This window comes from Micromonospora sp. NPDC023814 (assembly GCF_040639595.1).
GTDB lineage: Bacteria > Actinomycetota > Actinomycetes > Mycobacteriales > Micromonosporaceae > Micromonospora.
In genome coordinates this window covers 49,650-72,471 of the sequence record NZ_JBFAAF010000037.1, presented here as the reverse complement: position 1 = coordinate 72,471, position 22,822 = coordinate 49,650, and the positions used below count along the sequence as shown (strand labels likewise).

Annotated in this window: 14 protein-coding genes; 8 read left to right on the top strand and 6 right to left on the bottom strand. The window is 74.9% G+C overall.

Going from position 1 to position 22,822, the window contains the following annotated elements:
• From AB0G14_RS20540 to AB0G14_RS20505, 8 genes are all read left to right on the top strand, one after another.
• Positions 1–7,383, top strand: a 7,383-nt coding sequence (locus tag AB0G14_RS20540; protein WP_357699610.1) for an amino acid adenylation domain-containing protein, incomplete at its 5' end; no start/stop codon positions are given.
• A 5-nt stretch (positions 7,384–7,388) separates the two neighbouring features.
• Positions 7,389–8,372, top strand: coding sequence for an ornithine carbamoyltransferase (locus tag AB0G14_RS20535; RefSeq protein WP_357699608.1), 984 nt, complete (start codon positions 7,389–7,391; stop codon positions 8,370–8,372).
• Complete coding sequence (locus AB0G14_RS20530) at positions 8,339–9,745, top strand: MFS transporter (RefSeq protein ID WP_357699606.1); 1,407 nt, start codon at positions 8,339–8,341, stop codon at positions 9,743–9,745. The genes AB0G14_RS20535 and AB0G14_RS20530 overlap by 34 nt, the downstream gene beginning before the upstream one ends.
• A gap of 80 nt (positions 9,746–9,825) precedes the next feature.
• Positions 9,826–10,761, top strand: a complete 936-nt coding sequence (locus AB0G14_RS20525) for a TauD/TfdA family dioxygenase (protein WP_357699604.1) — start codon at positions 9,826–9,828, stop codon at positions 10,759–10,761.
• Between the two features lie 92 nt (positions 10,762–10,853).
• Entirely contained in the window at positions 10,854–11,603 is a 750-nt protein-coding gene (locus AB0G14_RS20520) for an alpha/beta fold hydrolase (protein WP_357699602.1), read from the top strand.
• 142 nt (positions 11,604–11,745) lie between these two features.
• The gene (locus AB0G14_RS20515; protein WP_357699600.1) at positions 11,746–12,339 is read left to right on the top strand and encodes a hypothetical protein; all 594 of its coding nucleotides are present in this window, start codon (positions 11,746–11,748) and stop codon (positions 12,337–12,339) included.
• Positions 12,340–12,349: 10 nt separating this feature from the next.
• On the top strand, positions 12,350–12,910 hold the full coding sequence (locus AB0G14_RS20510) for a copper resistance protein CopC (protein WP_357699598.1): 561 nt from the start codon (positions 12,350–12,352) through the stop codon (positions 12,908–12,910).
• A 256-nt stretch (positions 12,911–13,166) separates the two neighbouring features.
• Entirely contained in the window at positions 13,167–13,739 is a 573-nt protein-coding gene (locus tag AB0G14_RS20505) for an SRPBCC family protein (protein ID WP_357699596.1), read from the top strand.
• A gap of 42 nt (positions 13,740–13,781) precedes the next feature.
• Here AB0G14_RS20505 and AB0G14_RS20500 read toward each other — a convergent pair whose 3' ends face one another.
• The 6 genes from AB0G14_RS20500 to AB0G14_RS20475 form a co-directional block, all read right to left on the bottom strand.
• Positions 13,782–15,020: a cytochrome P450 gene (locus AB0G14_RS20500; protein WP_357699620.1), complete on the bottom strand. Its 1,239-nt coding sequence runs from the start codon at positions 15,018–15,020 to the stop codon at positions 13,782–13,784.
• A 122-nt stretch (positions 15,021–15,142) separates the two neighbouring features.
• Entirely contained in the window at positions 15,143–16,582 is a 1,440-nt protein-coding gene (locus AB0G14_RS20495; RefSeq protein ID WP_357699594.1) for an NDP-hexose 2,3-dehydratase family protein, read from the bottom strand.
• An 85-nt stretch (positions 16,583–16,667) separates the two neighbouring features.
• The gene (locus AB0G14_RS20490) at positions 16,668–16,934 is read right to left on the bottom strand and encodes a MoaD/ThiS family protein (RefSeq protein ID WP_350677252.1); all 267 of its coding nucleotides are present in this window, start codon (positions 16,932–16,934) and stop codon (positions 16,668–16,670) included.
• Positions 16,935–16,936: 2 nt separating this feature from the next.
• Positions 16,937–17,887 carry a formylglycine-generating enzyme family protein gene (locus AB0G14_RS20485; RefSeq protein ID WP_357699592.1) on the bottom strand — a complete coding sequence of 317 codons (951 nt, stop codon included), beginning with the start codon at positions 17,885–17,887 and terminating at the stop codon, positions 16,937–16,939.
• Between the two features lie 4 nt (positions 17,888–17,891).
• On the bottom strand, positions 17,892–18,962 hold the full coding sequence (locus tag AB0G14_RS20480) for a methyltransferase (RefSeq protein ID WP_357699590.1): 1,071 nt from the start codon (positions 18,960–18,962) through the stop codon (positions 17,892–17,894).
• A gap of 30 nt (positions 18,963–18,992) precedes the next feature.
• Positions 18,993–22,808: a beta-ketoacyl synthase N-terminal-like domain-containing protein gene (locus tag AB0G14_RS20475; protein WP_357699588.1), complete on the bottom strand. Its 3,816-nt coding sequence runs from the start codon at positions 22,806–22,808 to the stop codon at positions 18,993–18,995.
• Positions 22,809–22,822 lie beyond the last annotated feature (14 nt).

Here is a 22,822-nt window from a genome sequence, read left to right as displayed (position 1 = left end):
GCTGCGGCTCTCGGCGGCGTCGACGCGGTCGAGGCGTTCACCCCGGTCGCCCCGTTCGCCCTGGTCAGCGAGGCCGACCGGGCCGCCCTGCCGGCGGGCCTCACCGACGCCTACCCCGCGTCGCAGACCCAGCTCGGCATGCTGGTCGAACTGGCCACCAGCGGGGACCGGGCGGCCTACCACAGCGTCATCGCCCACCGGGTCAGCGACGGACGGCCGTTCTCGGCCGAGGCGCTGCGGGCCGCCGTCGCCACGGTCGTCGCCCGGCACGAGATCCTGCGTACCTCGTTCGACCTGACCGGCTACTCGGTGCCGATGCAGCTCGTGCACGTCGAGGTGACCCCGCAGGTGACCGTGGTGGACGGCCGGGACGTGCCGGCGGAACAGCAGGTGCGGCTCTTCGAGGAGTTCGTCGCGGCCGAGCGGGCCAACCGCTTCGACCTGGCCGCCGCGCCGCTGCTGCGGATCGCCGCGCACCGGGACACCGACGAGAGTTGGTGGCTGAGCTTCACCATCTGCCACGCGGTCACCGAGGGCTGGAGCACCGCGCAGCTGCGCGCCGAACTGCTCGCCGTCTACGCCGAGCTGGCCGACGGGCGGACCCCGGCCGAGGTCGAGCGTCCGCCGGTGCGGTACGCCGACTTCATCGCCGCCGAGCTGGCCTCGCTCGCCTCCGCCGAGGACCGGGACTACTGGCGGTCGGCGGTGGACGGGAGCAGTCCGTTCGCCCTGCCGGCCGGCTGGGGTGAGCCCGGCGACCCGAAGGCGACCTCGACCACCGTCGAGTTCGCCGACCTGGACGAGGCCGTGGCGCGGTTCGCCTCCGACACCGGCGTGTCGGTCAAGGCGGTGCTGCACGCCGTGCACCTAAAGGTGCTCAGCCAGCTCACCACCGAGGAGAGCTTCTACACCGGCCTGGTCTGCGACGCCCGGCCCGAGCTGCTCGGCGCCGAGCGGGTGCAGGGCATGTACCTCAACACCCTCCCGTTCGGCTACCAGCGCACCGCCCGCACCTGGCGCGACCTGGTGACCGCGGTCTTCGACCGGGAGGTCGAGCTCTGGCCGCACCGGCGGTTCCCGCTGGCGGAGATCCAGCGCGGCAGCGGGCAGCGGCTGCTGCGGGTGCTCTTCAACTACCAGGACTTCACCCGGGCCGCGGAGGGCGTGACCGCGACGGGCAGCGAGCCGGTCGTCGTCGGCAGCGCCGGCGACGGCGCGACCGAGTTCGAGCTGTCGGTCTTCGCGCACCGGGGCAGCTACGAGCTCTCCAGCCGCAGCACCGTGCTCTCCCAGGCCAACCTGGACCGGCTGGCCGGCATGTACCGGGCGGTGCTGACGGCGATGGTCGGCGACCCCGCCGGCGACGCGCAGGCGGTCTGCCTGCCCGGCGGCGAGCGGGAACGGCTGCTCGGCGTGGTCGACACCGGCGTCGAGGAACCGGTGACCGGCACCGTGGCCGAGCGGTTCCAGGCCCGGGTGGCCGCGGCACCCGACGCGGTGGCGGTGGTCGCCGGCTCCACCAGCTCGACGTACGCGCAGGTCAACGCGCGGGCCAACCGGCTCGCCGGGCACCTGCGGGCGGCCGGTGGCGGCCGGGGCACGGTGGTCGGTGTCTGCCTGGACCGGGGACCGGACCTGGTTCCCACCCTGCTCGGCGTCCTCAAGGCCGGCGCGGCGTACCTGCCGCTGGACCCGGCGCAGCCGGCCGAGCGGATCGCGTACCTGCTCGCCGACTCGGGAGCCCGGGTGGTGGTCGCCACCAGCGACCACGCCGGCGCGCTGGCCGGCTTCGACGGGGACCTGGTGCTGCTCGACCGCACCGACCTCGGCGGCTACCCGGAGACCGACCCGGTCCCGGTGAACGACGCCGACGACCCGGTCTACGTCATCTACACCTCCGGCTCGACCGGCCGCCCGAAGGGCGTCTGTGTCAGCCACGCCAACGTGCTGCGGCTGCTCGACAGCGCCCAGGAGCACTACGCCACCGACGAGACCGACGCCGTCGCGCTGTTCCACTCGTACGCCTTCGACGTCTCGGTCTGGGAGCTGTGGGGCGCGCTGCTGCACGGCAGCCGGCTGGTGGTGGTGCCCCGCGAGGTGGCCCGGGAGCCGGAAGACCTGCTCGACCTGCTGGTCGAGCAGGAAGTGACCCTGCTGGCCCAGACCCCGACGGCGTTCCGCGGCCTGGTCCGACTCGCCGCCGACGGCGACCCGCAGCTGCGGCGGCTGGCGCTGCGCGCGGTGGTCCTGGCCGGCGAACGGCTCGACTTCGCCGAGCTCACCCCGTGGGTCGACCGGCTGGGGCTGGCCCGGATCGCCCTGGTCAACATGTACGGGATCACCGAGACCACGGTCTACTCCACCTACCACCGCATCACCCGGGCCGACCTGGCCCCGGGCGTGGGCAGCCGGATCGGCCGCCCGCTGCCCGGCCTGCGGATGTACGTGCTCGACCAGCACGGGCACCCGGCGCCGCTCGGCGTGCCCGGCGAGATCCACCTGGCCGGTCACGGCGTCGCCCGGGGCTACCTGAACCAGCCGGCGCTGACCGCCCAGCGGTTCCTGCCCGACCCGTACGGCCCCGCGGGCACCCGGATGTACCGCACGGGCGACCTGGGGACGCGGCTGCCCGACGGCAGCGTGGAGTTCCTCGGCCGGCTCGACGACCAGGTGAAGCTGCGCGGCTACCGGATCGAGCTGGGCGAGGTGGAGTCGGCGCTGGTCGCGCTGCCGCAGGTCGCCGAGGCGGTGGTCGTGTTGCGCGAGGACACCCCGGGCGACCCACGACTGGTCGGCTACCTGGTCGGCGCGCCCGGGCAGCGGCCGACGGCCGGTGAGCTGCGTCCCGCGCTGGCCCGGACGCTGCCGGAGTACATGATTCCGTCGGCCTTCGTGACGCTGGACCGGCTGCCCCGCAACAACAGCGGCAAGCTGGACCGGCGGGCGCTGCCCGCGCCGGAGGCCGGCGGTCCCGGCGGCGGGCGGGACGCGGTCGGTCCGCGTACCGACCTGGAGGCACGGGTCGCCGGGATCTGGGCGCAGGTGCTGGGCCTGCCGGCGGTGGGCGTCGAGGACGGCTTCTACGAGCTGGGCGGGCACTCGATCAAGGCGCTGGTGCTGGCCAGCACGCTGCGGGCGGCCGGCTTGGACGTGTCGGTCGCGGATGTCATCGACCTGCAGACCGTCGCCCGGCTCTGCGCCGCGCTGGCCGAGCGCACCGGGCCGGTGCACGTCGAGCGCCCCGTCCGGCCCTTCGAGCTGGTCTCCCCGCCGGACCGCGCCCTGCTGCCGGCCGGCGTCGCCGACGCGTACCCGCTGTCCCAGGTGCAGCTCGGCATGCTGCTCGAGATGCTGGCGGACAACGGCTGGAACCACTACCACAACGTGGCCTCCTTCCTCGTCCGCGAGGACGACCCGGTGGACCTGCCGACGCTGCGCGACGCGGTGGAGCAGGTGGTGAACCGGCACGAGGTGCTGCGCTCCTCGGTGGAGCCGACCGGATACTCGGTGCCGATGCAGCTGGTGCACCCCGCCGTGCGGGTGCCGGTGGCACTGCGCGACCTGCGCGGGCTCGGCGAGGACGACCGGCAGGCCGAGCTGCGCCGGCTGGTCGCGGTGGAGTACGGGTCGCCGTTCGACGTCGGGCAGGCGCCGATGTTGCGGTTCGTCGCGTGCCAGGAGACCGACCGGAGCTGGCGGCTGATGCTGACGATCTGCCACGTGATCGTCGAGGGCTGGAGCCTGCACGCGCTGGTGGTGGAGATCCTGGACCGCTACCGGACGCTGCGCGCCGGTGGCCGGCCGGAGCCGGAGCCGCTGCCGGAGGTGCGGTTCGCCGACTTCGTCGCCGCGGAACGCCGCGCCCTGGAGTCCCCGGCGGACCGGCGGCACTGGCAGGACCTGGTGGACCGGTACGCCAAGTTCACCTTCCCCGCCGCGTGGCGGCCCGTGTCGCCGCCGCAGGCGCGTACCGCCCACACCGTGCGGGTGCCGTTCCACGACCTGGAGCCGGGCCTGCGCGCGCTGGCCTCCGCCGCGCGGGTCTCGCTCAAGGCGGTGCTGCACGCGGCGCACCTGACGGTGCTCGGCCAGCTCACCGACGAGCCGCGGTTCTACAGCGGTCTGGTCTGCCACACCAGGCCGGACATGGCGGGCAGCGAGCGGGTCTACGCCATGTCGCTGAACACGCTGCCGTTCCCGCACGACCGCGACGCCACCAGCTGGATCGAGCTGGTACGCCGCACGCACGCCCGGGAGGTGGAGATGTGGCCGCACCGGCGGTACCCGGCGCCGGCGATCCGGCCGGCAGTCGCCGGCACCCGCCTGGTCGATGTCTACTTCAGCTACCTCGACTTCGAGGAGGTGGTCGGCGAACGCGTCGAGGCCGGCCCCCGGTACGCCGCCGCCAGCTCGGAGTTCGCCCTGGCCGTCTCCGCGGTCGCCGGGCACCTGGCGCTCAGCAGCGACAGCGACCACCTGGACCGGGCCGAGGTCGAACGGATGGCCGCGATGTACCGGCTCGTCCTGACGGCCATGGTGGCCGACCCGGACGGCGACCCCGGCGCGGTCCGGCTGCCCGAGCGGGAACGGCACGACGTGCTGGTGGGCTGGGCCGAGGCGGCCGACGAGGGCGCGGCGGAGCGGCCGGGGCTGGTGCCCGACCTGATCCAGGCGCGGGCCGCCGCCGCGGGCGACACGGAGGCGGTCGGTGGGCTGAGCCACGCCGGGCTCGACGCGGCGGCGAACCGGCTCGGCCGGCACCTGCGGGAGCGGGGCGTCGGGCCGGAGCGGGTGGTCGGGGTGCTGCTCGACCGGGGCGTCGACCTCGTCACCACGCTGCTCGGCATCTGGAAGGCGGGCGGGGCGTACCTGCCGCTCGACCCGTCCTACCCGGCCGCCCGGATCGCGTCCATGCTGGCCGACGCCGGCGTCACCGTGGTGGTCACCAGCACCGGCTACGCCGACCGGTTCCCCGACGTGGAGCGGGTGCTGGTCGACGCCGACGCGGAGCGGATCGCCGCCCACCCCGACGAACGGCCCCCCGGCCGGACCGACCCGGACCAGCTCGCGTACGTGATCTTCACGTCCGGATCGACCGGACGGCCCAACGGCGTGCAGGTCAGCCACCGCAGCCTGGCCGGCTACCTCGACTGGGCGGTCCGCGAACTCGTCGCCGACCGGCCGGGCGGCGCGCCGCTGTTCTCCTCGGTCGCCTTCGACATGGTGGTGACCACCATCTGGGCGCCGCTGGTCGCCGGGGAGCGGCTGTGGCTGCTGCCGGCCGACGCCGGGCTGGACGAGCTCGGCCCGCGGCTGGCCGAGGCCGGGCCGTTCAGCTTCGTCAAGCTCACCCCGAGCCACCTGGACCTGCTCGCCGGGCAACTGACGCCCGAGCAGGCGGCGGCGTTGACCCCGGTGCTGGTGCTCGGCGGCGAGACGCTCACCCGGCGCACCTGCGCGCGCTGGCAGGCGCTGGCGCCGCGGACCGTGCTGCTCAACGAGTACGGGCCGACCGAGGCGACCGTGGCGGTCAGTCGGCACCCGGTCACCGGGGCGCTGCCCGGGGACGTGGCGCCGGTCGGCCGGCCGCTCGGCGGGATGCGCACCTACGTGCTGGACGCGCGGCTGCACCCCGTGCCGGTTGGCGCGGTCGGCGAGGTCTACCTCGGCGGGCCGGGCCTGGCCCGGGGGTACGCCGGCCGGCCCGACCTGACCGCCGACCGGTTCGTGCCCGACCCGTACGGGCCGGCGGGTTCCCGGCTGTACCGCACCGGCGACCGCGGTCGCTGGCTGCCGGACGGACAGCTCGACCTGCTCGGCCGGGTCGACGACCAGGTGAAGATCCGTGGGCACCGGGTGGAGCCGGGCGAGATCCGCGCGGTGCTCGTCGCGCACCCCGCCGTCCGCGACGCGGTGGTGACCGCCCGACCGGCCCCCGGCGGCGGGAACCAACTGGTCGCGTACCACGTGGGCGACGCGGACGACCTGGCCGGGCACTGTGCCCGGCGGCTGCCCGCCGCGCTGGTCCCGGCGGCCTTCGTCCCGATCGACGCCATCCCGCTGAACCCCAACGGCAAGGTGGACCTGCGGGCGCTGCCGGCCGTGCCGCTGCGCGCCTCGGTGGACCACGTCCCGCCGCAGGGCCCGACCGAGCAGGCCCTCGCCGGGATCTGGGCCGACGTGCTCGGCGTCGAGGGGATCGGCCGGCACGACCGGTTCTTCGCCCTCGGCGGGCACTCCCTGCTGGTGGTGCCCGTGGTCACCGCCGCCCGGCAGGCCGGCATCCCGCTGACCCTGCAACAGGCCATGCTGGACCGGCCGTTGGCTGACCTGGCCGCCGCCCTGCCGGTGGACCGGCCGTCGGCCCGTGCCCGCGCGGTGGCGCCGCCGCTGGCGCCGGCGCTCGCCCGGCACCGGGTGCCCGGCGCGTCGCTGGCCCTGCTCGCCGACGGCGAGCTGGTCGAGGCGCGGGCGTACGGGCTCCGGGCCGACGGCGGCGAGGCGGTGACGCCGGAGACGGTGTTCCAGGTCGGCTCGGTCAGCAAGCACGTCACGGCCGTGGGCGTCCTGGCGCTGGTGCGCCAGGGGCACCTCGACCTCGACACCGACGTGAACGGCTACCTGAAGTCCTGGCAGGTGCCCGGCGACCGGCCGGTGACCCTGCGGCACCTGCTCGGGCACAGCGCCGGGCTGAGCCCGACCGGCAGCACCGGTCATCCGCGCGGCGGCCCGGTGCCCACCCCGCTGGACCTGCTGCGGGGCGAGGCCGGCGCCACCCACCCGCCGGTGCGGGTGACCCGGGAGCCGGGCACGGCCACCGAGGAACGCAACAGCCACTACGTGGTCGTCCAGCAGCTCCTCGAGGACGTGACCGGCACCCCGTTCGCCGCGCTCCTGGCGGAACTGGTCCTCGACCCGCTGGGCATGACCGGCAGCGGGTTCGACCAGGACTTCCCGCTGCGCTGCGGGCGGCCCGTGGCGCTCGGCCACGACCGGTCGGGCCAGCCGGTCGACGGCGGATGGCAGGTGCGGGCCGACCCGGCCGCGGCCGGGCTCTGGACCACCGCGACGGACCTCGCCCGGCTCCAGCGGGAGCTGCACCTCGCCCACCGCGGCGGCCGAGCCGTCCTGCTGGATCCCGGACTGACCCGCGAGATGGTCGCCCCCGGCGTGGGCGGGGTGTGGGGGCTCGGCTGTGCGGTCGACCACCTCGACGCCGCCGAGGTGGAGGTCACCCACCGCGGCACGTCGACCGGGTACCGGGCGATCACCGTCGGCCGGATGCACGCCGGCAGTGGAGTCGTGCTGTTGACCAACGGCGACGCGGGCGACGAGGTCATCGCCCGGCTCGCCGACACCACCGAGGGATCGGAGACCCAGTGAGCACGATGACCGCACCGACCGGCGCCGGCCGTGGCGCGGAGCCGCTGGTCGGACGACGCAGCCGACACCTGGTGTCGATCAGCGACCTGTCCGACGAGGACCTGTACTCGGTCGTCGCCCGGGGAGCGAGGTTCGCCGCCGGGGAGTGCGACGCTCCGCTCGCCGGGCGGGTGGTCGGGGCGTACTTCCTCAAGACCTCGACCCGGACCCGGACCGCCTTCACCGCGGCGGCCCTGCGGCTCGGCGCGGGCGTGATCCAGTACGGGCCCCAGGACCTGCAGACGAACACCGGAGAGACCAGCGCGGACACCGGCCGGGTGCTGTCGGGCATGCTCGACGTGCTGGTGGCGCGTACCGCCGGCGACCCGGCCGAGCTGCGCGCCTGGGCAGCCCAGGACCGGATGTCGGTGGTCAACGCGATGAGCGCCGAGGAGCATCCCACCCAGGCGCTGACGGACCTGACCACGCTGCTGCGGCAGTTCGGCCGGATCGAGCGGCTGCGCCTGCTCTACGTGGGGGAGGCCAACAACACGGCCACCGCGCTCGCCCTGGCGATCACCCGGTTCCCGGGGGTGGAGGTGGAACTGCGCACCCCGCCCGGGTACGCCCTGCCGGCGCAGGTCCTGGACACCGCGACCCGACAGGCTCGGGCCTGCGGTGCGAGCATCGTCGAGCGGCACCACATGTCCGACCTGCCCGGTGACCTCGACGCCATCTACACCACCCGCTGGCAGACCACCGGCACCAGCAAGCCGGACCCGCACTGGCGCCGGGTCTTCGCCCCGTTCCGCGTGGAGCAGGACCTCTGGCGGCGCAGCCCGAACGCGGTGTTCCTGCACGACCTGCCGGCGCACCGCGGCGAGGAGGTGACCGCCGAGGTGCTCGACGGGCCCGCCAGCATCGCCTTCCAGCAGGCGGAGAACAAGCTCTACAGCGCGATGGCGGTGCTCGACTGGTGCCAGGCCCCGGCGGGCGGGCCGGCACGGTGACGGCGCCCGAGAAGCCGGGCGCCGCCGCCGGCCGGCAGCGCGCGTCGCTGACCGGCAACCGGGACTTCCTGCTGCTCTGGGTCGGCTCGGGGGTCTCCGCGCTCGGCTCCCGGGCCACCTCGATCGGCTACACCCTGCTGGTCTTCTGGTCGACCGGGTCGGCCACCGCGGCCAGCCTGGTCACCTTCGCCGCGCTGCTGCCGAACCTGGTCGCCCAACTGCCGGCCGGCGCGCTGGTCGACCAGTGGAACCGGCGTACGACGATGCTGGTCTGCACCACCGGCCGGGTCGTCGGGGTCGGCAGCGTGGCGGCGGCAGTGCTGCTCGACGCGGTGTGGCTGCCGCACCTGATGGTGGTCGCGTTCGTCGAGGCCACCCTCGGCATCTGCTACACGCTGGCGGAACGGGCGGCGGTGTGCAGCGTGGTGGGGGCCGACCGGCTCGGCGCGGCGATGGCGGCCAACGAGTCGCGGGCCAACGCGGCCAGCATCCTCGGTCAACCGACGGGCACCCTGCTCTACTCCGCGGCCCGGTTCGCGCCGTTCCTCTTCGCCACCGTGGCGCACCTGGTATCGCTGGTCACCCTGCTGTTCGTCCGGCGGGACCTGCGGGCGCCCCGGTCGGCGGCGGACCGGGCGGGCGGGCTGCTGGCGCAGATCAGGGAGGGCTTCGACTTCGTCTGGGGCAAGGTCTACCTCCGTCGGGCGCTGTGCCTCTTCGCGGCCAGCAACATCCTGTTCCAGATCCTCGGCCTCGGCCTGGTGGTGCTGGTCAAGGAGCGCGGCGGCGCGCCTTCCACGGTCGGCCTGCTGCTGGTGGTCAACAGCGTCTTCGGCATGGTGGGCGCGATGACCAGCAACGCGTATCTGCGCCGCTGGGGCATCCGGCGGATGATGATCGGCATCAACGTGGCCTGGGCGGTGCTGATGCCGCTGCTGGTGGTGGCGCCCGGACTGGTCGCGGTCAGCGCTATCCTCGCCCTGGTCAACTACGGGGCCGGGATCGGCAACGTGGCCGGGATGCTCTACCTGGTCAAGACGGCCCCCGACGAGCTGCGCGGTCGCGCCGGCTCGATCTTCACGCTGCTCGCCTCGGGCGCCAACTCCGCCGGCGCGCTGCTCGCGGGCTTCCTGTTGGACGCCGTACGCATCGAGGTGGCGCTGGCGGTCGTCGGCGCGTCGATGGTGGTGATCGCGGTGTTCGCGGTGCTCGCCTTCGGCACCCGGGCCGCCGCCGAGGCGGAACGGGCCGAGGCAGCGGCCGAGCGGGCGGAAGCGGAACGGGCCGAGACGGACCGCGCGGCGGCCCGGGGAGCCGAGCCGGAGCGGGCGGCGGCCGGGTCGGCCGGGACCGGCCCGCGCGCCGCCGGCTGACCCCGCGATATCGAGGAAATATGGCTGCCGCCGCCAAGCTCGCGGCAGTGGACCGACCTTCGCGTGGAGGAGACCTTCCGATGACCGAGCACGGCACCTGGCAGCCGTACGAGATCACGCCCACCAGCGCCGGCTGCGCACCCACCGTCGACGGGCTGGTCGGCCAGCTGCGCGAGCTGGACCTGACGGCGCTGCTCACCGCCGAGAAGGCGCTGGTGTTCCGGGGCTTCGGCGTCGAGCCGGGCACCCTGGACCAGGTGATGGACCTGCTACTGCCGAACCGGCTGGCCTACGTGCACGGCAACTCACCCCGGACCAAGGTCGGCCGCAACGTCTACACCTCGACGGAGTACCCGGCGCAGTACACCATCTCCATGCACAACGAGCTGTCGTACGCCGCGCACTGGCCGGCCCGGCTGCTCTTCTACTGTGAGATCGCTGCCCGCACCGGCGGCGCCACCCCGGTGGTCGACGCCCGGCTCTGGCTGGAATCCCTCGACCCGGAGGTCCGCGCCGCCTTCGCCGGTGGGGTGTGCTACCAGCAGAACCTGCACGACGGCCTGGGGCTGGGCAAGAGCTGGCAGCAGACCTTCGAGACCGAGGACCGCGCGGTGGTCGAGGAGTTCCTCGCCGGGACCGGGGCGACCTGGAAGTGGACCGCCGACGGCCTGCGGGTCAGCCAGGTGCGCCCGGCGACCACGCGGCACCCGGTGACCGGGGTGGAGGTCTGGTTCAACCAGACCGACCAGTGGCACCCGGCGGGCCTGGACGACGAGGTGGCCCGGGTGATGACCCAGGTGATGACGCAGGACGAGCTGCCCCAGTCGGTCACCTTCGCCGACGGCAGCCCGATCCCCGAGGAATACGTGTTCCAGATCCGCGACCGCGGGCTGGACGCCGCGATCGACGTCGACTGGCGGGTCGGCGACCTGCTGCTGATCGACAACGTGCTGGTGGCGCACGGCCGGCGGCCCTACACCGGGGACCGCCGCATCCTGGTGGCGATGTCGGACTGACCGGCCGGCACGGCCTGTCCGCGCGGCGTGGTCACCGCCGGACAGGCCGGCGCGGGTCGAGCCGGCCTTCGGCCGGGGGAGAGGGGGTACGCATGGGCGAGGCCGGTGCGCGCGGCCGGTGGCTGCGGGTCTTCCGCCGGGTCGAGCAGTCCGACCTGCGGCTGGTCTGCTTCCCGCACGCCGGGGGGAACGCGAACGTGTTCCAGCCCTGGGCGCGGCTGCTGGACGGCGCCACCGACCTGCTGGCGGTCTGCTACCCGGGCCGGCAGGACCGGCTGCTGGAGCCGTGCGTCGACGACATGGACGTGCTCGCCGACCGGATCATCGAGGTGCTCCTGCCGTACCTGGACCGGCCGCTGGCGTTCTTCGGTCACAGCATGGGCGCGTCGGTGGCGTACGAGGTCGCCTGGCGGCTGGAGTCCCGCCACGGCTTCGCCCCGAGCATGCTGTTCGTCTCGGGCCACGGCGCGCCGCACGTCAGCCGGGTCGAGCTGGACCCGGACCTGGCCGACGACGAGTACCTGCTGGGCCGGATCGGCGCACTCGGCGAGGTCGACCCGGTGCTGCTGCGGTCACCGAAGCTGCGCGAGCTGATCATGCCCGCGCTCCGGGCGGACCTGCGGATGCTCTACCGGTACCTGCCCCGGGATCCGGAGAAGGTGGGCACCCCGATCACCGCCTACCTGGGCACCGACGACCCGACCTGCACCACCGCGACGGTGAACGCCTGGGCCGAGCTGACCACCGGCGGCTTCGCGCTGGAGACCTTCCCCGGCGACCACTTCTACCTGGTGCCGGAGCAGGAACGCCTGCTCGCCGCGGTGACCGCGCGGCTGCGCTGACGGTCCGCCCCCGCCGGATCCCGGCCCGATCCACGACGCCCCCACCTCTGCCGGCGTACTCAGCGCAAGCTCAGAGTCACGCTGCGGTCGTCACGCCTCTAGCGTTAGGGGGACACCTTCCGGTGTGGAGTCTGGAGGATCCATGGCAACCGCTGCGAGCAACGCGTCGCCCGGCCTGGTGGCGTCACTCAACGGCAGGTTCCACCGCACGGCGCTCACCCTGTACATGGCGGTGGTCGTCGCACACTGGGCGGAGCACCTGGTGCAGGCGTACCAGATCTGGGTGCTCGGCTGGCCGCGGCCGGAGGCGCGCGGCGTGCTGGGGATGCCGTTCCCCTGGCTGGTCAGTTCCGAGTGGATGCACTACGGCTACGCCATCGTGATGCTGATCGGCCTGTTCATGCTGCGGTCCGGGTTCACCGGCCGCTCCCGGGCCTGGTGGATGGTGGCCCTGGCCCTGCAGTTCTGGCACCACATCGAGCACGCGCTGCTGCTCGTGCAGGCCCAGAGCGCCTTCCGGCTGCCGGGCGCGGCCGAGCCGACCAGCCTGCTCCAGTTGATCGTGCCCCGGGTGGAGCTGCACCTGTTCTACAACTCGGTGGTCTTCCTCCCGATGCTGATCGCCATGTACCTGCACCTGCGCCCGAACGCCGCGGAGCGGGCCGCCGCGACGTGCTCCTGCGTGCACCGGGCCGGTGCGCCGACGTGGCGCCAGCCCGTGGCCGCCACCGACTGACCCGGCCGTCATGTCGAGCACGAGACGGATCTACGCCGGCGCCGCCCTCACTGTGGCGGCGCTGGTGGCCGTCCTCGCCCTCGCCGGCCGGATCGACTCGCCGTCCACCGCCGCGTCGAAGGTCGAGGTGGTCTCGCTCGAGCCGGCCGACGGCGCCGTCCTGTCGGGCGCGCCGGCCGCGGTACGGATCCGGGTCGACGGCCGGCCGGACCTCGCCGGATCCCACATCTCCGTCTACGACGCGGACCGGTCCCTGCTCAACCAGGGGGTGCTGACGGCCGTCGGCCGCGACGGCCTGGCCCAGGCGGTGCGGGTCACCGGGTCCGGTGCGGTCGCCGTCGCGTACCACGTGGTCACCGACGACGGCCGGGACGCCTCCGGCATCGCCCGGTTCACGGTGGGCGCGGCGGGCGGGGCGGCGGGCCCGCAGCCGGAGCCCCCGGCGCCGGCCCATGCCCACGGGGTCGACCCGGTCGGCGCCGCCCTGCTCGCCGTCGACGGCCTCGCGCTCCTCGCCGTGCTCGTGCTGCTCGCCAGGCGCCGCTCCCGCGCCGACCGCGACGTCGCCTGATCCCGCGACCCCGTTCCAACCCGCCCGCCCGGCGCACCCGCTCGGGCCGGGCGGGTGCTTGTCGTGCGGGGTAGCGCCTCGTCGACCACCATGCGGTCGTGCCGCCTCCGCGTGCCCCGATCGGGTGGTGTGCGCACGACGCGCCCCCTGCCGGGGCACAAATCGGACGTTAGGTAAGTCATGGCTGCTAAAGTCCTCGGCGTGCGAGCCCGACCGGCTCCGTTGGCACCACGCACCAGCAGGAAGGCCATGTGGCATGAACAAGACGTCTGACGTCGTCAGGGACACCGAGCGCGAGCTGCGCGATCACCCCAGCGGCATGAACGCCCTGGTGGTCCGGCGCAGCTACGACGCCTCACCGGAGGAGCTGTGGGACGCCATCACCGATCCCGAGCGCCTGGTGCGCTGGTTCCTGCCGATCTCCGGTGACCTGCGGGTCGGCGGGCGCTTCCAACTGGAGGGCAACGCCAGCGGCGAGATCCTGCGGTGCGAGCGGCCGAACACGATCGGCCTGACCTGGGAGTCGGGTGACGGCAACAGCGAGGTCGAGCTGCGGCTCACGCCGGCGGGGGACGCCACCGTCCTGGAGCTGGAGCACGCGCCGGTGCCGGCCGAGATCATCCCCAACGCGGCGCCGGGGGCGTGGGGCATCGGCGCCGGCTGGGAGATGAGCCTGGTCGCGCTGGACGACTACCTCGCCGGCACGCTGCCCGAGGGCCGCGCGGTCGACTGGATCGCCACGGCGGGCCCCGAGGAGATGGCGGCCGCGTCCGAGTCGGCCGAGCGGATCAGCCAGGCATGGACGGCGGTGATCGCCCAGCGACGCTGACCCCGGGCGCGGTCCCGCCGCGGGCCGCGGGGTGCGGTCGGCTCACCAGGCGACCGGCAGCGCGTACAGGCCGAAGAGGTTGCCGTCCTCCTTGAGCGGCAGGTCGTCCACGTCCACGGTCAGCCGCAGCCCGGGCAGCCGTCGGACCAGCCGGCTCAGCGCGACGTCAAGTTCCAGCCGGGCCAGGTGCTGGCCGGGGCAGATGTGGCGTCCGTAGCCGAAGGCGAGGTGGTGGCGGGCGTCGCGGTCCGGGTCGAACTCGTCCGGGCGGTCGAACGCCGTCGGGTCCCGGTTCGCGGCCTGGCCCAGCGCCACCACCCCGTCCCCGGCCCGGATGGTCACCCCACCGATCGTCACGTCGGCGGTGGCGGTGCGCGCGGTCGCCGCCTCGACGACGGTGAAGTACCGCAGCAACTCCTCGACGGCGGCGGGGAACCGGCCCGGCTCGGCGCGCAGGCGGGCGAGCCGCTCCGGATGGGTCAACAGGGCCAGCACGCTCAGTGAGATCATGTTCGACGTCGTGACGTGCCCGGCGACCAGCAGCACGAAGGCCATGCTCACCACGGCCTCGTGGTCCGGCTCGCCGGCCGCGCGCTGCGCGGCGAGCAGCCGGCTGAGCACGTCGTCACCGGGGTTCCGCTCCTTGTCGGTCACCACGCCGTCGAGGAGGTCGCGGATCTCGCGGGCGCACCGGGCCCGCTCGTCCGCGGGCGCGCCGCGACTCAGCATCCGGGTGGACCGGCGTTCGAAGAACGCGTGTTCGCCGTACGGCACGCCGAGCATCTCGCAGATCACCCGCGACGGCACCGGATAGCTGAACGACGGCACCAGGTCGGCGCTCGACCGCCCGGCCGTCATGGCGTCGAGGTGCTCGTCCACCACCCGCTCGACCAGCGGCCGTAGCTGTCGCACCCGCCGCGCGGCGAACTCGTCGACGATCTGGCGGCGGGCCGCGGTGTGCTCCGGCGGGTCCATCCAGTTCAGCGGGGGGCGGAAGTTCTCGAACGAGGCCTGCCGCTGGCTCTCCGTGGTCGGCGCGAACCGCGGGAAACCGGCCCGGCGCCGGTCCGCGCTCATCCGCGGGTCGCTGAGCACCTGCTTGACGTCGGCGTACCGGGACACCACCCAGGCCGTGTTGCCGCCGAGCATGGGCAGCCGGGCGACCGGCTGTTCGGTCCGCAGCCGGGCGTACTCGGCCGGCGGGCCGAACGGGCACCGGCGGGGCAGCGGAAACGCGTCGATCCCGGCCGCGCTCCCGGCTCCGGCCGGCCCGGCCGCCACAGCCGGCCCGGCCGCCGCCTGCTCGGACGTGACCGCCTGCTCGGACGTGACCGCCTGCTTGGGCGTGACCGGCGGCCCAGGTGGGACCGGCCGGCCGCCGTCGGGCCGGTCGTCGCGCCCGGTCACCGCAGCGCCCGCAGGCAGAGCAGGAGGCTGCGGGCCTCGATGTTGACCTGGTAGCTGAAGGCCGCCACGGCGGCCAGCTGGCGCAGGGTCAGCCAGGTGTAGTCCGGCGGTGTCGCGGTGGGGAAGTCAGTTCCCACCTCCACCACCATGTGCCGGGTCACCGCGTGGTGGAACCGCCCGCCCTCCTCCGACTGCAGCACGTCGTAGTGCACGCGCACCTCGTCGGAGAGGACCAGGTCGAGGTACTCCGGGCGGCCGTCCCGGGCCGGGCCGGCGAAGTTGTCCGGGGTGCACTGCACCGTCGGCCCCAGCTCGACGGTGTCCCGGTAGCCGGGCCGCAGGTCCGCGTGGGCGAGCACGTGCAGCACGCCGTCGATGCGTCGGACGACGAACGCCACCAGACCCGTCCCGCACGGCGCCAGCAACGGCTGGCACCACTGCGCCACCTCCCGGTTGCTGGCCCGCACCCGCCGGCCGACGATGCGGAAGAACCGGCCGGAGCGGTGGCGGATCTCGTCGTCGGTGCGGTACCAGTCCCGCACCTCGCGCAGCGGGACCTGCCGGGCGGCCAGGGTGGGACCGGCCTTGTTGGCGGTCAGCCAGTTGCGGACCTCGAGCAGCGGTCGCCACGCGCCGTCGTCGGCGAGCGAGGACTCCGCCACCGCGTGGCCGATCGTCCCGGCGTCCCCGTCCCCGTCTTCGTCGGCGACCGCGTGGCCGGGCAGGCAGGACAGCACGGTACGGGCGTCCATGTTGACCAGGTTCGGCCGGTGCAGCAGGTCGTGGATCTGGCCGAGGGTCAGCCACACGAAGTCCTCGTGCGGTGCCACCTCGTCGGCGACCTCGACGATGATGTTCCGGTTGCGCTTGCCCCGGAACCAGGAGCCCTGCTCCGACTGGAGCACGTCCACGAGGACCCGGCCGCGCCCCGGTTCCAGGAAGTACTCCACGTAGCGGGACCGGGCGCCGCGGTGCGTGCGCTGGTAGTTGCTCGGGGTGGACTGCACGGTGGGGGAGAACTGGACGCCGTTGACGTTGCCCGGCTCCATCTTGGCCTGCATGAGGAAGTGCAGCACCCCGTCGATCTCCCGGGCCAGGATGCCGAGGATCGCCCGGTCGGGCTGGTGGATGATCGGCTGCCACCACTCGCCGACCGGCCCGCGGTCGGTCCGCACGTGCAGGCCCTCGACGCTGAAGAACCGGCCGCTCTCGTGCACCAGGTCGCCGGAGCCGGGCGCGAAGTGCCAGCCGGTCAGGTCGGCGAACGGCACCCCGGTGACCTCGAACGGGTTCGCCCGCTGTCGCTGCGCGAGCCAGGCCGCCAGCCGGCCGGCCGAGCGGGGGCGGTGCCGGGCCGACCGGGCCAGCCGGCGAGCGAGGTCGTCACGGTCGACCCGCCCGGGGCCGGGTCGGGCGTCGGTGTGCGGCAGGAGCATGCTTCCTCCCTGACGGGGACGCGCTCGGCGGGACGCCGGTGGTCGGACGCCGGCCGGGTCGGGACCCGGGCGTCCGACCGGTGGGTCAGCCCCCGGCCAGCGGCGGGACGATGGCGACCGTGCTGTCGGCCCGGGCGGTCACCCGGGACCGGTCCGCCTTCTCGACGAGGTCCCCGTCGAGGTAGACGTTGTAGTAGGTCAGCGGCTCGCCCGTGTCGTCGAGCAGCCGGCGGCGGTAGACGGGGTACGTCTCGACGAACTCCCTGATGACGTCCCGCACGGTGCCCTCGCGGCACTCGAAACTCTTCTGTCCCCGGTGGGCCCAGCCGGCCGACAGCAACACCGTGACCATCGCTACCTCCCGTTGTCGTCGACGTCGGGGACCGCCGTGACGTCACGCGCACAACGGAAGCCGAGAGCGAAGTTGGACCATCCGGTCGGGTCCCCGTACAACCGTTCCGCGCACCGCACCTGGTAGCGGAAGTTCATCCAGGACCCGCCCCGGACCACCCGGAACCGCCCCATCACCAGGTGGATCGTCGGGTCGCACCGGGTGGTGGGCGAGTACAGGTGCGCCACCGTGGACGTCCACTCGTAGACGTTGCCGGTCATGTCGGCGCACCCGTCGACGCTGTCGCCGCGCGGCGAGAACGCGCCGACCGGCGTGGTCTGCGGCATCGGCCCCTGTGCGGCGTGGATGGCCCCCCACCAGGTCCGCCAGGCGTCCAGGTCGCCGAGGGCCCCGGCCGTGCGCTCCGCGGTGTTGGCGTTCCGGCTGTCCCAGGTGTCGCCCCAGGGCCAGAGCCGGTACGACGGACCGGTGGCGGCCCGCTCCCACTCCGACTCGGTGGGCAACCGCCGGCCCGCCCAGCGCGCGTACGCCTCGGCGTCGGCGAAGGAGATGTGCACGACGGGGTGGTCGTCGCGGTTGCGGACGCCGCTGCCGTACCCGGCCGGGCGGTGCCAGCAGGCGCCCTCGAGGACCTCCCAGTACTGCTCGCCGTAGACCATGCTGCCCCCGGCCCGCTCGGCGGACGTGACGTAGCCGGTGCGGGAGACGAAGGCGGCGAACTGGGCGACGGTCACCTGGTGCCGGTCGATGAGGTAGTCGGGCAGCGTGACCGGAGTCTGCGGCGTCTCGTCGGTGAACCAGTCGCGGGGGAACGCCTGGCCCTCGCTGTCCAGCCAGTCCAGCGTCCGCTCGGGCGAGCCCTGCAGGAACGTCCCGCCCGGGATGCGGACCATGTCCTCGGGGGGCGCCTCCGGCGCGGGCCGGGCGGCGTCGAGGTCGCCGATGCGCGCCATCGTGTCAGCTCCCGTCCGGCCCGGTGACCGGGGTCGGCGTGGCCTCCAGGATGCCGACGACGCTCGGCGCCGGGCAGGGCGTGACGGACTCCAGCCGGAAGCCCGCCGCCCGCAGCAGCTCGCGGAACTCCGCCACGGTGCGCTCCCGGCCGCCGTGGCAGACCATCATGTTCAGGTCGTTCATGACCACCTGCGCGACGCTCGGCGCGGTCGTGACGGTCGTCGGCATCAGCGACTCGACGAGCACCACCCGGCTGTCGGGCCGGACCGCGCGGCGGACGGTCCGCAACACCCGCACGCACTCCTCGTCGTCCCAGTCGTGCAGGATGCTCTTGAGCACGTAGGCGTCCGCGCCCGGCGGCACGGACACGAAGAAGTCACCGGCCTCCACCCCGCACCGGTCGGCGACGCCCTGCTCGGCGACGGTGCGCGCCGCGTCGGCCACGCCGTCGGGGGTGTCGAAGACCGTGCCGCGCAGGTGCGGGTGCGCCGCGAGCACCCCGGCGAGCAGGGCGCCGCTGCCGCCGCCCACGTCCACCACCGTGCGCAGGTCGCCGAAGTCGTACGCCGACAGCAGCGTGGGCACGAAGGCCCGTGAGCCCTCGGCCATGGCCGCGTTGAACGCCGCCTGCCGCTGCGGGTCCGCCATCAGGTGGTCGAAGCAGCTCCGGCCGTGCACGTGCTCCCACGCCACCTCGCCGGTGCGCACGCTGTGTTCCAGCTGCCCCCACGCGGCCCAGCTCTCCGGCCCGGACAGCAGCAGCACCAGCTCCCGCATCGACCCGGTCACGTCCGCCCGCAGCACCTCGCCCTGTTCGGTGAGGGCGAAGGTGCCCGGCGCGGGCTCGTCGAGCACCTCCAGGAAGACCAGCGCCCGCAGCAGCCGGCGCAGCGACGGGGCGTCCGCGCCGGTGGCCGCCGCGAGGTCGCCGACGTCCCGCGCGCCGTCGGCGAGCAGGTCCGGTATCCGCAGCCGGACCGCCACGTGCAGCGTCTGCGCCGTGAAGAACCCGTAGATCAGCTGTTGCATCCGGTGCCGCAGCCCGGGCCGGGCGGCGGTCGTGGTGAGTTCCATGCGTTCCTCCGGGTCGACGCGTCCGGTGGGTCAGCGGGCCGCGGCGCCGGCGACGGCTCCGTCCGGCGACGGGGCGGCGATCAGCTCGGCCAGGTGCACCGCGATCGCCGTGACGGTGGGCTGCTGCCAGAACAGCGAGGCGGGCAGCACCTGGCGGTAGGTCTTCTCCAGCCGCCGGCGCACGATGACCGTCATGACCGAGTCCATGCCCTGCTGCACCAGCGGCAGGCGCGGGTCGAGCGCTTCGGCGGCCAGCTTCATCTCGGCGGCGACCACCGCGCGCACCTCCTCGATCAGGCGCTCGCGCAGCTCCTCCGGGTCGAGGTCGGCCAGGGACTGCCGGGCCGGGCCGGTCCCGTCGGTGTCGGCGGCCGGGGCGTCGGGGACCACCGGGTAGCGCAGGCCCGTGAGTCGGGCGGCGACCGTGCCGCCCGCCCCGGAGACCGTCACGTCGACGGTGTCCTCCCGCCCACCGTCGGGGACGACGTCGACGATGGCGACGGCCGGCGGCGCGCCGGTCGTCCAGATCCGCTCGATCGCGTCGACCAGGCGCAGCCGGGGCTCGCCGGGGAACGCGGCCGGCGCGATGGACACCGCCGCGTCGATGACGGCAGCCCAGTCCTCGGCCGGCTCGGGGAAGCGGACCCGGGCCCGCAGCCCGCCGCCGCCGGTGGTGAGGCGGTCGACCCGCCACGGGAAGCCCGTCTCGGGCACGCCGACCCGGGCCAGCCGGTCCCGGACGAGCCCCGGGTCGGCGACCACTCCGCCCGGCCCCCGGGCGTCGGCGGCCCGTGCCGGCGGGGCGGCGTCGTCCCGCGTCACGCGCGCGGTGGCGTGGGTCAGCCACGGCGCGGCGTCCGCGCCGGCCGGGCGGGAGGCGAGCAGCAGCTCCCCGCCGTCGTCCACCACCTGGATCTCCTGGCGCCCGGCCGTGGCCAGCGGCACCCGCATCGACAGGTCGTGCAGGGCCACCGGCGCGCCGTCACGGGCGCCGGCGGCGAGGAAGGTGGCGGCGAGCACCGCGGCCGGCACGAGCTCCGCGCCCTGCACGGTGTGGCTGCCCGGGTACGGACGGCTGGCGTCGCTGAGCACCGTGTGCCACAGCCGCAGCTCGCTGCCGGCGACGGTGGTCGCCGTGCCGAGCAGGGTGTGCGAGCCGATGTCGTGCCCGCCGGCGGCCACCGGGGGGGTGGGCTCGCGCCACAGCTCCTGGTGCCGCCAGGCGTACCGGGGCAGGTCGGTGAGCCCGCCGCCGGGCCGCAGCGCGGCCCAGTCGACCTCGACGCCGTGGCAGTGCGCCTCCGCCACGGCGGCGAGGGCCGTACGGTGCCCGGGGGCGTGGCGGCGCAGCGTGGTCCCGACGTACCCGTCCTCGATGCCGGCGTGGTCGAGGGTCTCGCGCAGCGAGTGGGCGACGACCGGATGGGCGGAGATCTCGACGAACGTGCGGTGCCCGTCGGCCAGGGCGGCGCCGACCGCGTCGACCAGGCGGACCGGCCGGCGCAGGTTCGCCGCCCAGTACGCCCCGTCGCAGGCGGCCGTGGCGCGCGGGTCGTCGAGCACCGTCGAGTACATCGGCACGGTTCCCGCCGAGGTGCGCAGGTCGGCCGCGGCGGCCCGTAGCTCGTCGGCGAGGGCGTCCATGTGCGGGCTGTGGAAGGCCACGTCGGACTGCACCCGGCGGACCGCGATCCGGTCTGCCGGCCACTGCTCGATCACGGCGTCCACGGCGGCGATGTCGCCGGAGACCACGGTGGACGCGGGGGCGGAGGCGATCGCCGCGACCAGGTCGGCGCGGCCGGCGAGCCGCTCGGCGACGTCGGCGAACGGCAGGGTGACCATGGCCATCGCGCCCCGGCCGGCGGCCCGCCGCAGCAGGGCGGACCGGCGGCAGATCAGCCGGGCCCCGTCGGCCGGGGTCAGGATGCCCGCGGTCACGGCGGCGGCGACCTCGCCGACCGAGTGCCCGATGACGGCGGCCGGGCGGACCCCGTACGCCCGCCAGACCGCGGCCAGGCCGACGTGCATGGCGAAGGTCAGCGTCTGGATGCGGTCCACCCCGGCCAGTTCGGGGTCGGCGAGCGCCTGGCGCAGCGAGAAGCCGGCCTCCTCGGCGACGACCGGCTCGATCTCGTCGATCGCGGCGGCGAAGGCCGGTTCGTGGGCCAGCAGGTCGCGGCCCATGCCGGCCCAGTGCGAGCCGTGCCCGGAGAAGACCCAGACGGGCCGGGCGGGCCGGCCGGCCGGCGCCACTCCCGAGACCGTGTCGGGGTCCGGTTGGCCGGCGGCGAGCCGGCGCAGGGCGGCGACCACCTCGTCGCGGTCCTGCCCGGTGACCACCGCCCGGTGGGTCAGGTGGGCCCGGCGGCGCGCGAGCGTGTGGCCGACGTCGGCCAGGCCCGGCCGGTCGTCCCCGTCGAGCCGGTCGGCGAGCCGGGCGGCCTGCTGGCGCAGGGCGGCGTCGGCCCGGGCCGACACCGGGAACAGCGGCCGGGCGGCGTCGTCGGCCGCCAGCGCGTCGGTGCCGGCGGGAACGGGCGGCGCCTCCTCCAGGACGATGTGGGCGATGGTGCCGCCGTAGCCGAACCCGGAGACCGCGGCGCGGCGCGGACCGTCCCGCTCGGGCCAGGGCAGCGTGCCGGTCACCAGGCGCAGCCCGGTGCCGTCGCCGACGGCGTCGATCGGCTCGCCGCGCAGCGGGGTGCCCGGGATCTGGCCGTGGTGCAGCGCGAGGACAGCCTTCATCAGCCCGGCGACACCGGCGGCGCCCTCCAGGTGGCCGACGTTGGACTTGATCGAGCCGATGAGGCAGGGCCGGTCGCCGGGGCGGCCGGCGCCGTAGACGGCGGCCAGCGCGGTCGCCTCGACGGGGTCGCCGAGCTGGGTGCCGGTGCCGTGCGCCTCCACGTAGTCCACGCTGGCCGGGGCGACGCCCGCCCGGTCGCAGGCGCGGCGGACGACGTGCTGCTGCGCGGGGCCGGACGGGGCCATGATGCCGTCGGTGTGACCGTCCTGGTTGACCGCGCTGCCGCAGATCACCGCCAGGATCCGGTCGCCGTCTCGTTCGGCCTCGTCGAGCCGCTTGAGCACCAGCACGCCGCACCCCTCGCCGCGGCCGTACCCGTCGGCGTCGCGGTCGAAAGACTTGCTCACGCCGTCGGGGGCGAGGGTGCCGGCGGCCTGGAGGGAGGCGTTCTGCCCGGGGGCGAGCACCAGGTTCACGCCGCCGGCCAGGGCCACCGTGCTCTCCCGCAGCAGCAGGCTCTGGCAGGCCAGGTGCACCGCGACCAGCGACGCCGAGCAGGCCGTGTCGACGGCGACGCTCGGGCCGCGCAGGTCCAGCGCGTAGGAGATGCGGTTGGCCAGGGCGCAGGTGGCCGCGCCGATCCCGGTGTACGCCTCGACGGTCGGCAGGTCCTCCAGCAGCCGGTCGCCGTAGTCGGTGGTGCTGACTCCGACGAAGACGCCCGTGTCGGTGCCGGCCAGCCGGGTGGGTGGCAGGCCGGCGTGCTCCAGGGCCTCCCAGCCGACCTCGAGCAGGATCCGCTGCTGCGGGTCCATCTCGGCCGCCTCCCGGGGCGAGAGGCCGAAGAACTCCGGGTCGAAGCCCGCGACGTCGCGCAGGTAGCTGCCGGCGGTGACGGTGTCGCGCAGCACCGCCTCGTACTCGGGGCCGCGCTCCCGGTAGGCGCGCCAGCGCTGCGCCGGGATCTCCCCGGCCGTCTGGCCGCCCTTGAGCAGCAGCTCCCAGAGGGCGTCCGGGGTGTCGACGTCGCCGGGCAGCCGGCAACCGATGCCGATGACGGCCACCTGGTACGGGTTGTCGGCGGGATCGTCCCGGGTCATCGTCGTACCTCCGT

What these genes read in the sequence shown, in the direction of transcription:
- AB0G14_RS20535 (WP_357699608.1), top strand. Translation starts at nt 7,389, where the DNA reads ATGACCGCACCGACCGGCGCCGGCCGTGGCGCGGAGCCGCTGGTCGGA.
- AB0G14_RS20525 (WP_357699604.1), top strand. Translation starts at nt 9,826, where the DNA reads ATGACCGAGCACGGCACCTGGCAGCCGTACGAGATCACGCCCACCAGC.
- AB0G14_RS20520 (WP_357699602.1), top strand. Translation starts at nt 10,854, where the DNA reads ATGGGCGAGGCCGGTGCGCGCGGCCGGTGGCTGCGGGTCTTCCGCCGG.
- AB0G14_RS20515 (WP_357699600.1), top strand. Translation starts at nt 11,746, where the DNA reads ATGGCAACCGCTGCGAGCAACGCGTCGCCCGGCCTGGTGGCGTCACTC.
- AB0G14_RS20510 (WP_357699598.1), top strand. Translation starts at nt 12,350, where the DNA reads ATGTCGAGCACGAGACGGATCTACGCCGGCGCCGCCCTCACTGTGGCG.
- AB0G14_RS20505 (WP_357699596.1), top strand. Translation starts at nt 13,167, where the DNA reads ATGAACAAGACGTCTGACGTCGTCAGGGACACCGAGCGCGAGCTGCGC.
- AB0G14_RS20495 (WP_357699594.1), bottom strand. Translation starts at nt 16,582, where the DNA reads ATGCTCCTGCCGCACACCGACGCCCGACCCGGCCCCGGGCGGGTCGAC.
- AB0G14_RS20490 (WP_350677252.1), bottom strand. Translation starts at nt 16,934, where the DNA reads ATGGTCACGGTGTTGCTGTCGGCCGGCTGGGCCCACCGGGGACAGAAG.
- AB0G14_RS20485 (WP_357699592.1), bottom strand. Translation starts at nt 17,887, where the DNA reads ATGGCGCGCATCGGCGACCTCGACGCCGCCCGGCCCGCGCCGGAGGCG.
- AB0G14_RS20480 (WP_357699590.1), bottom strand. Translation starts at nt 18,962, where the DNA reads ATGGAACTCACCACGACCGCCGCCCGGCCCGGGCTGCGGCACCGGATG.
- AB0G14_RS20475 (WP_357699588.1), bottom strand. Translation starts at nt 22,808, where the DNA reads ATGACCCGGGACGATCCCGCCGACAACCCGTACCAGGTGGCCGTCATC.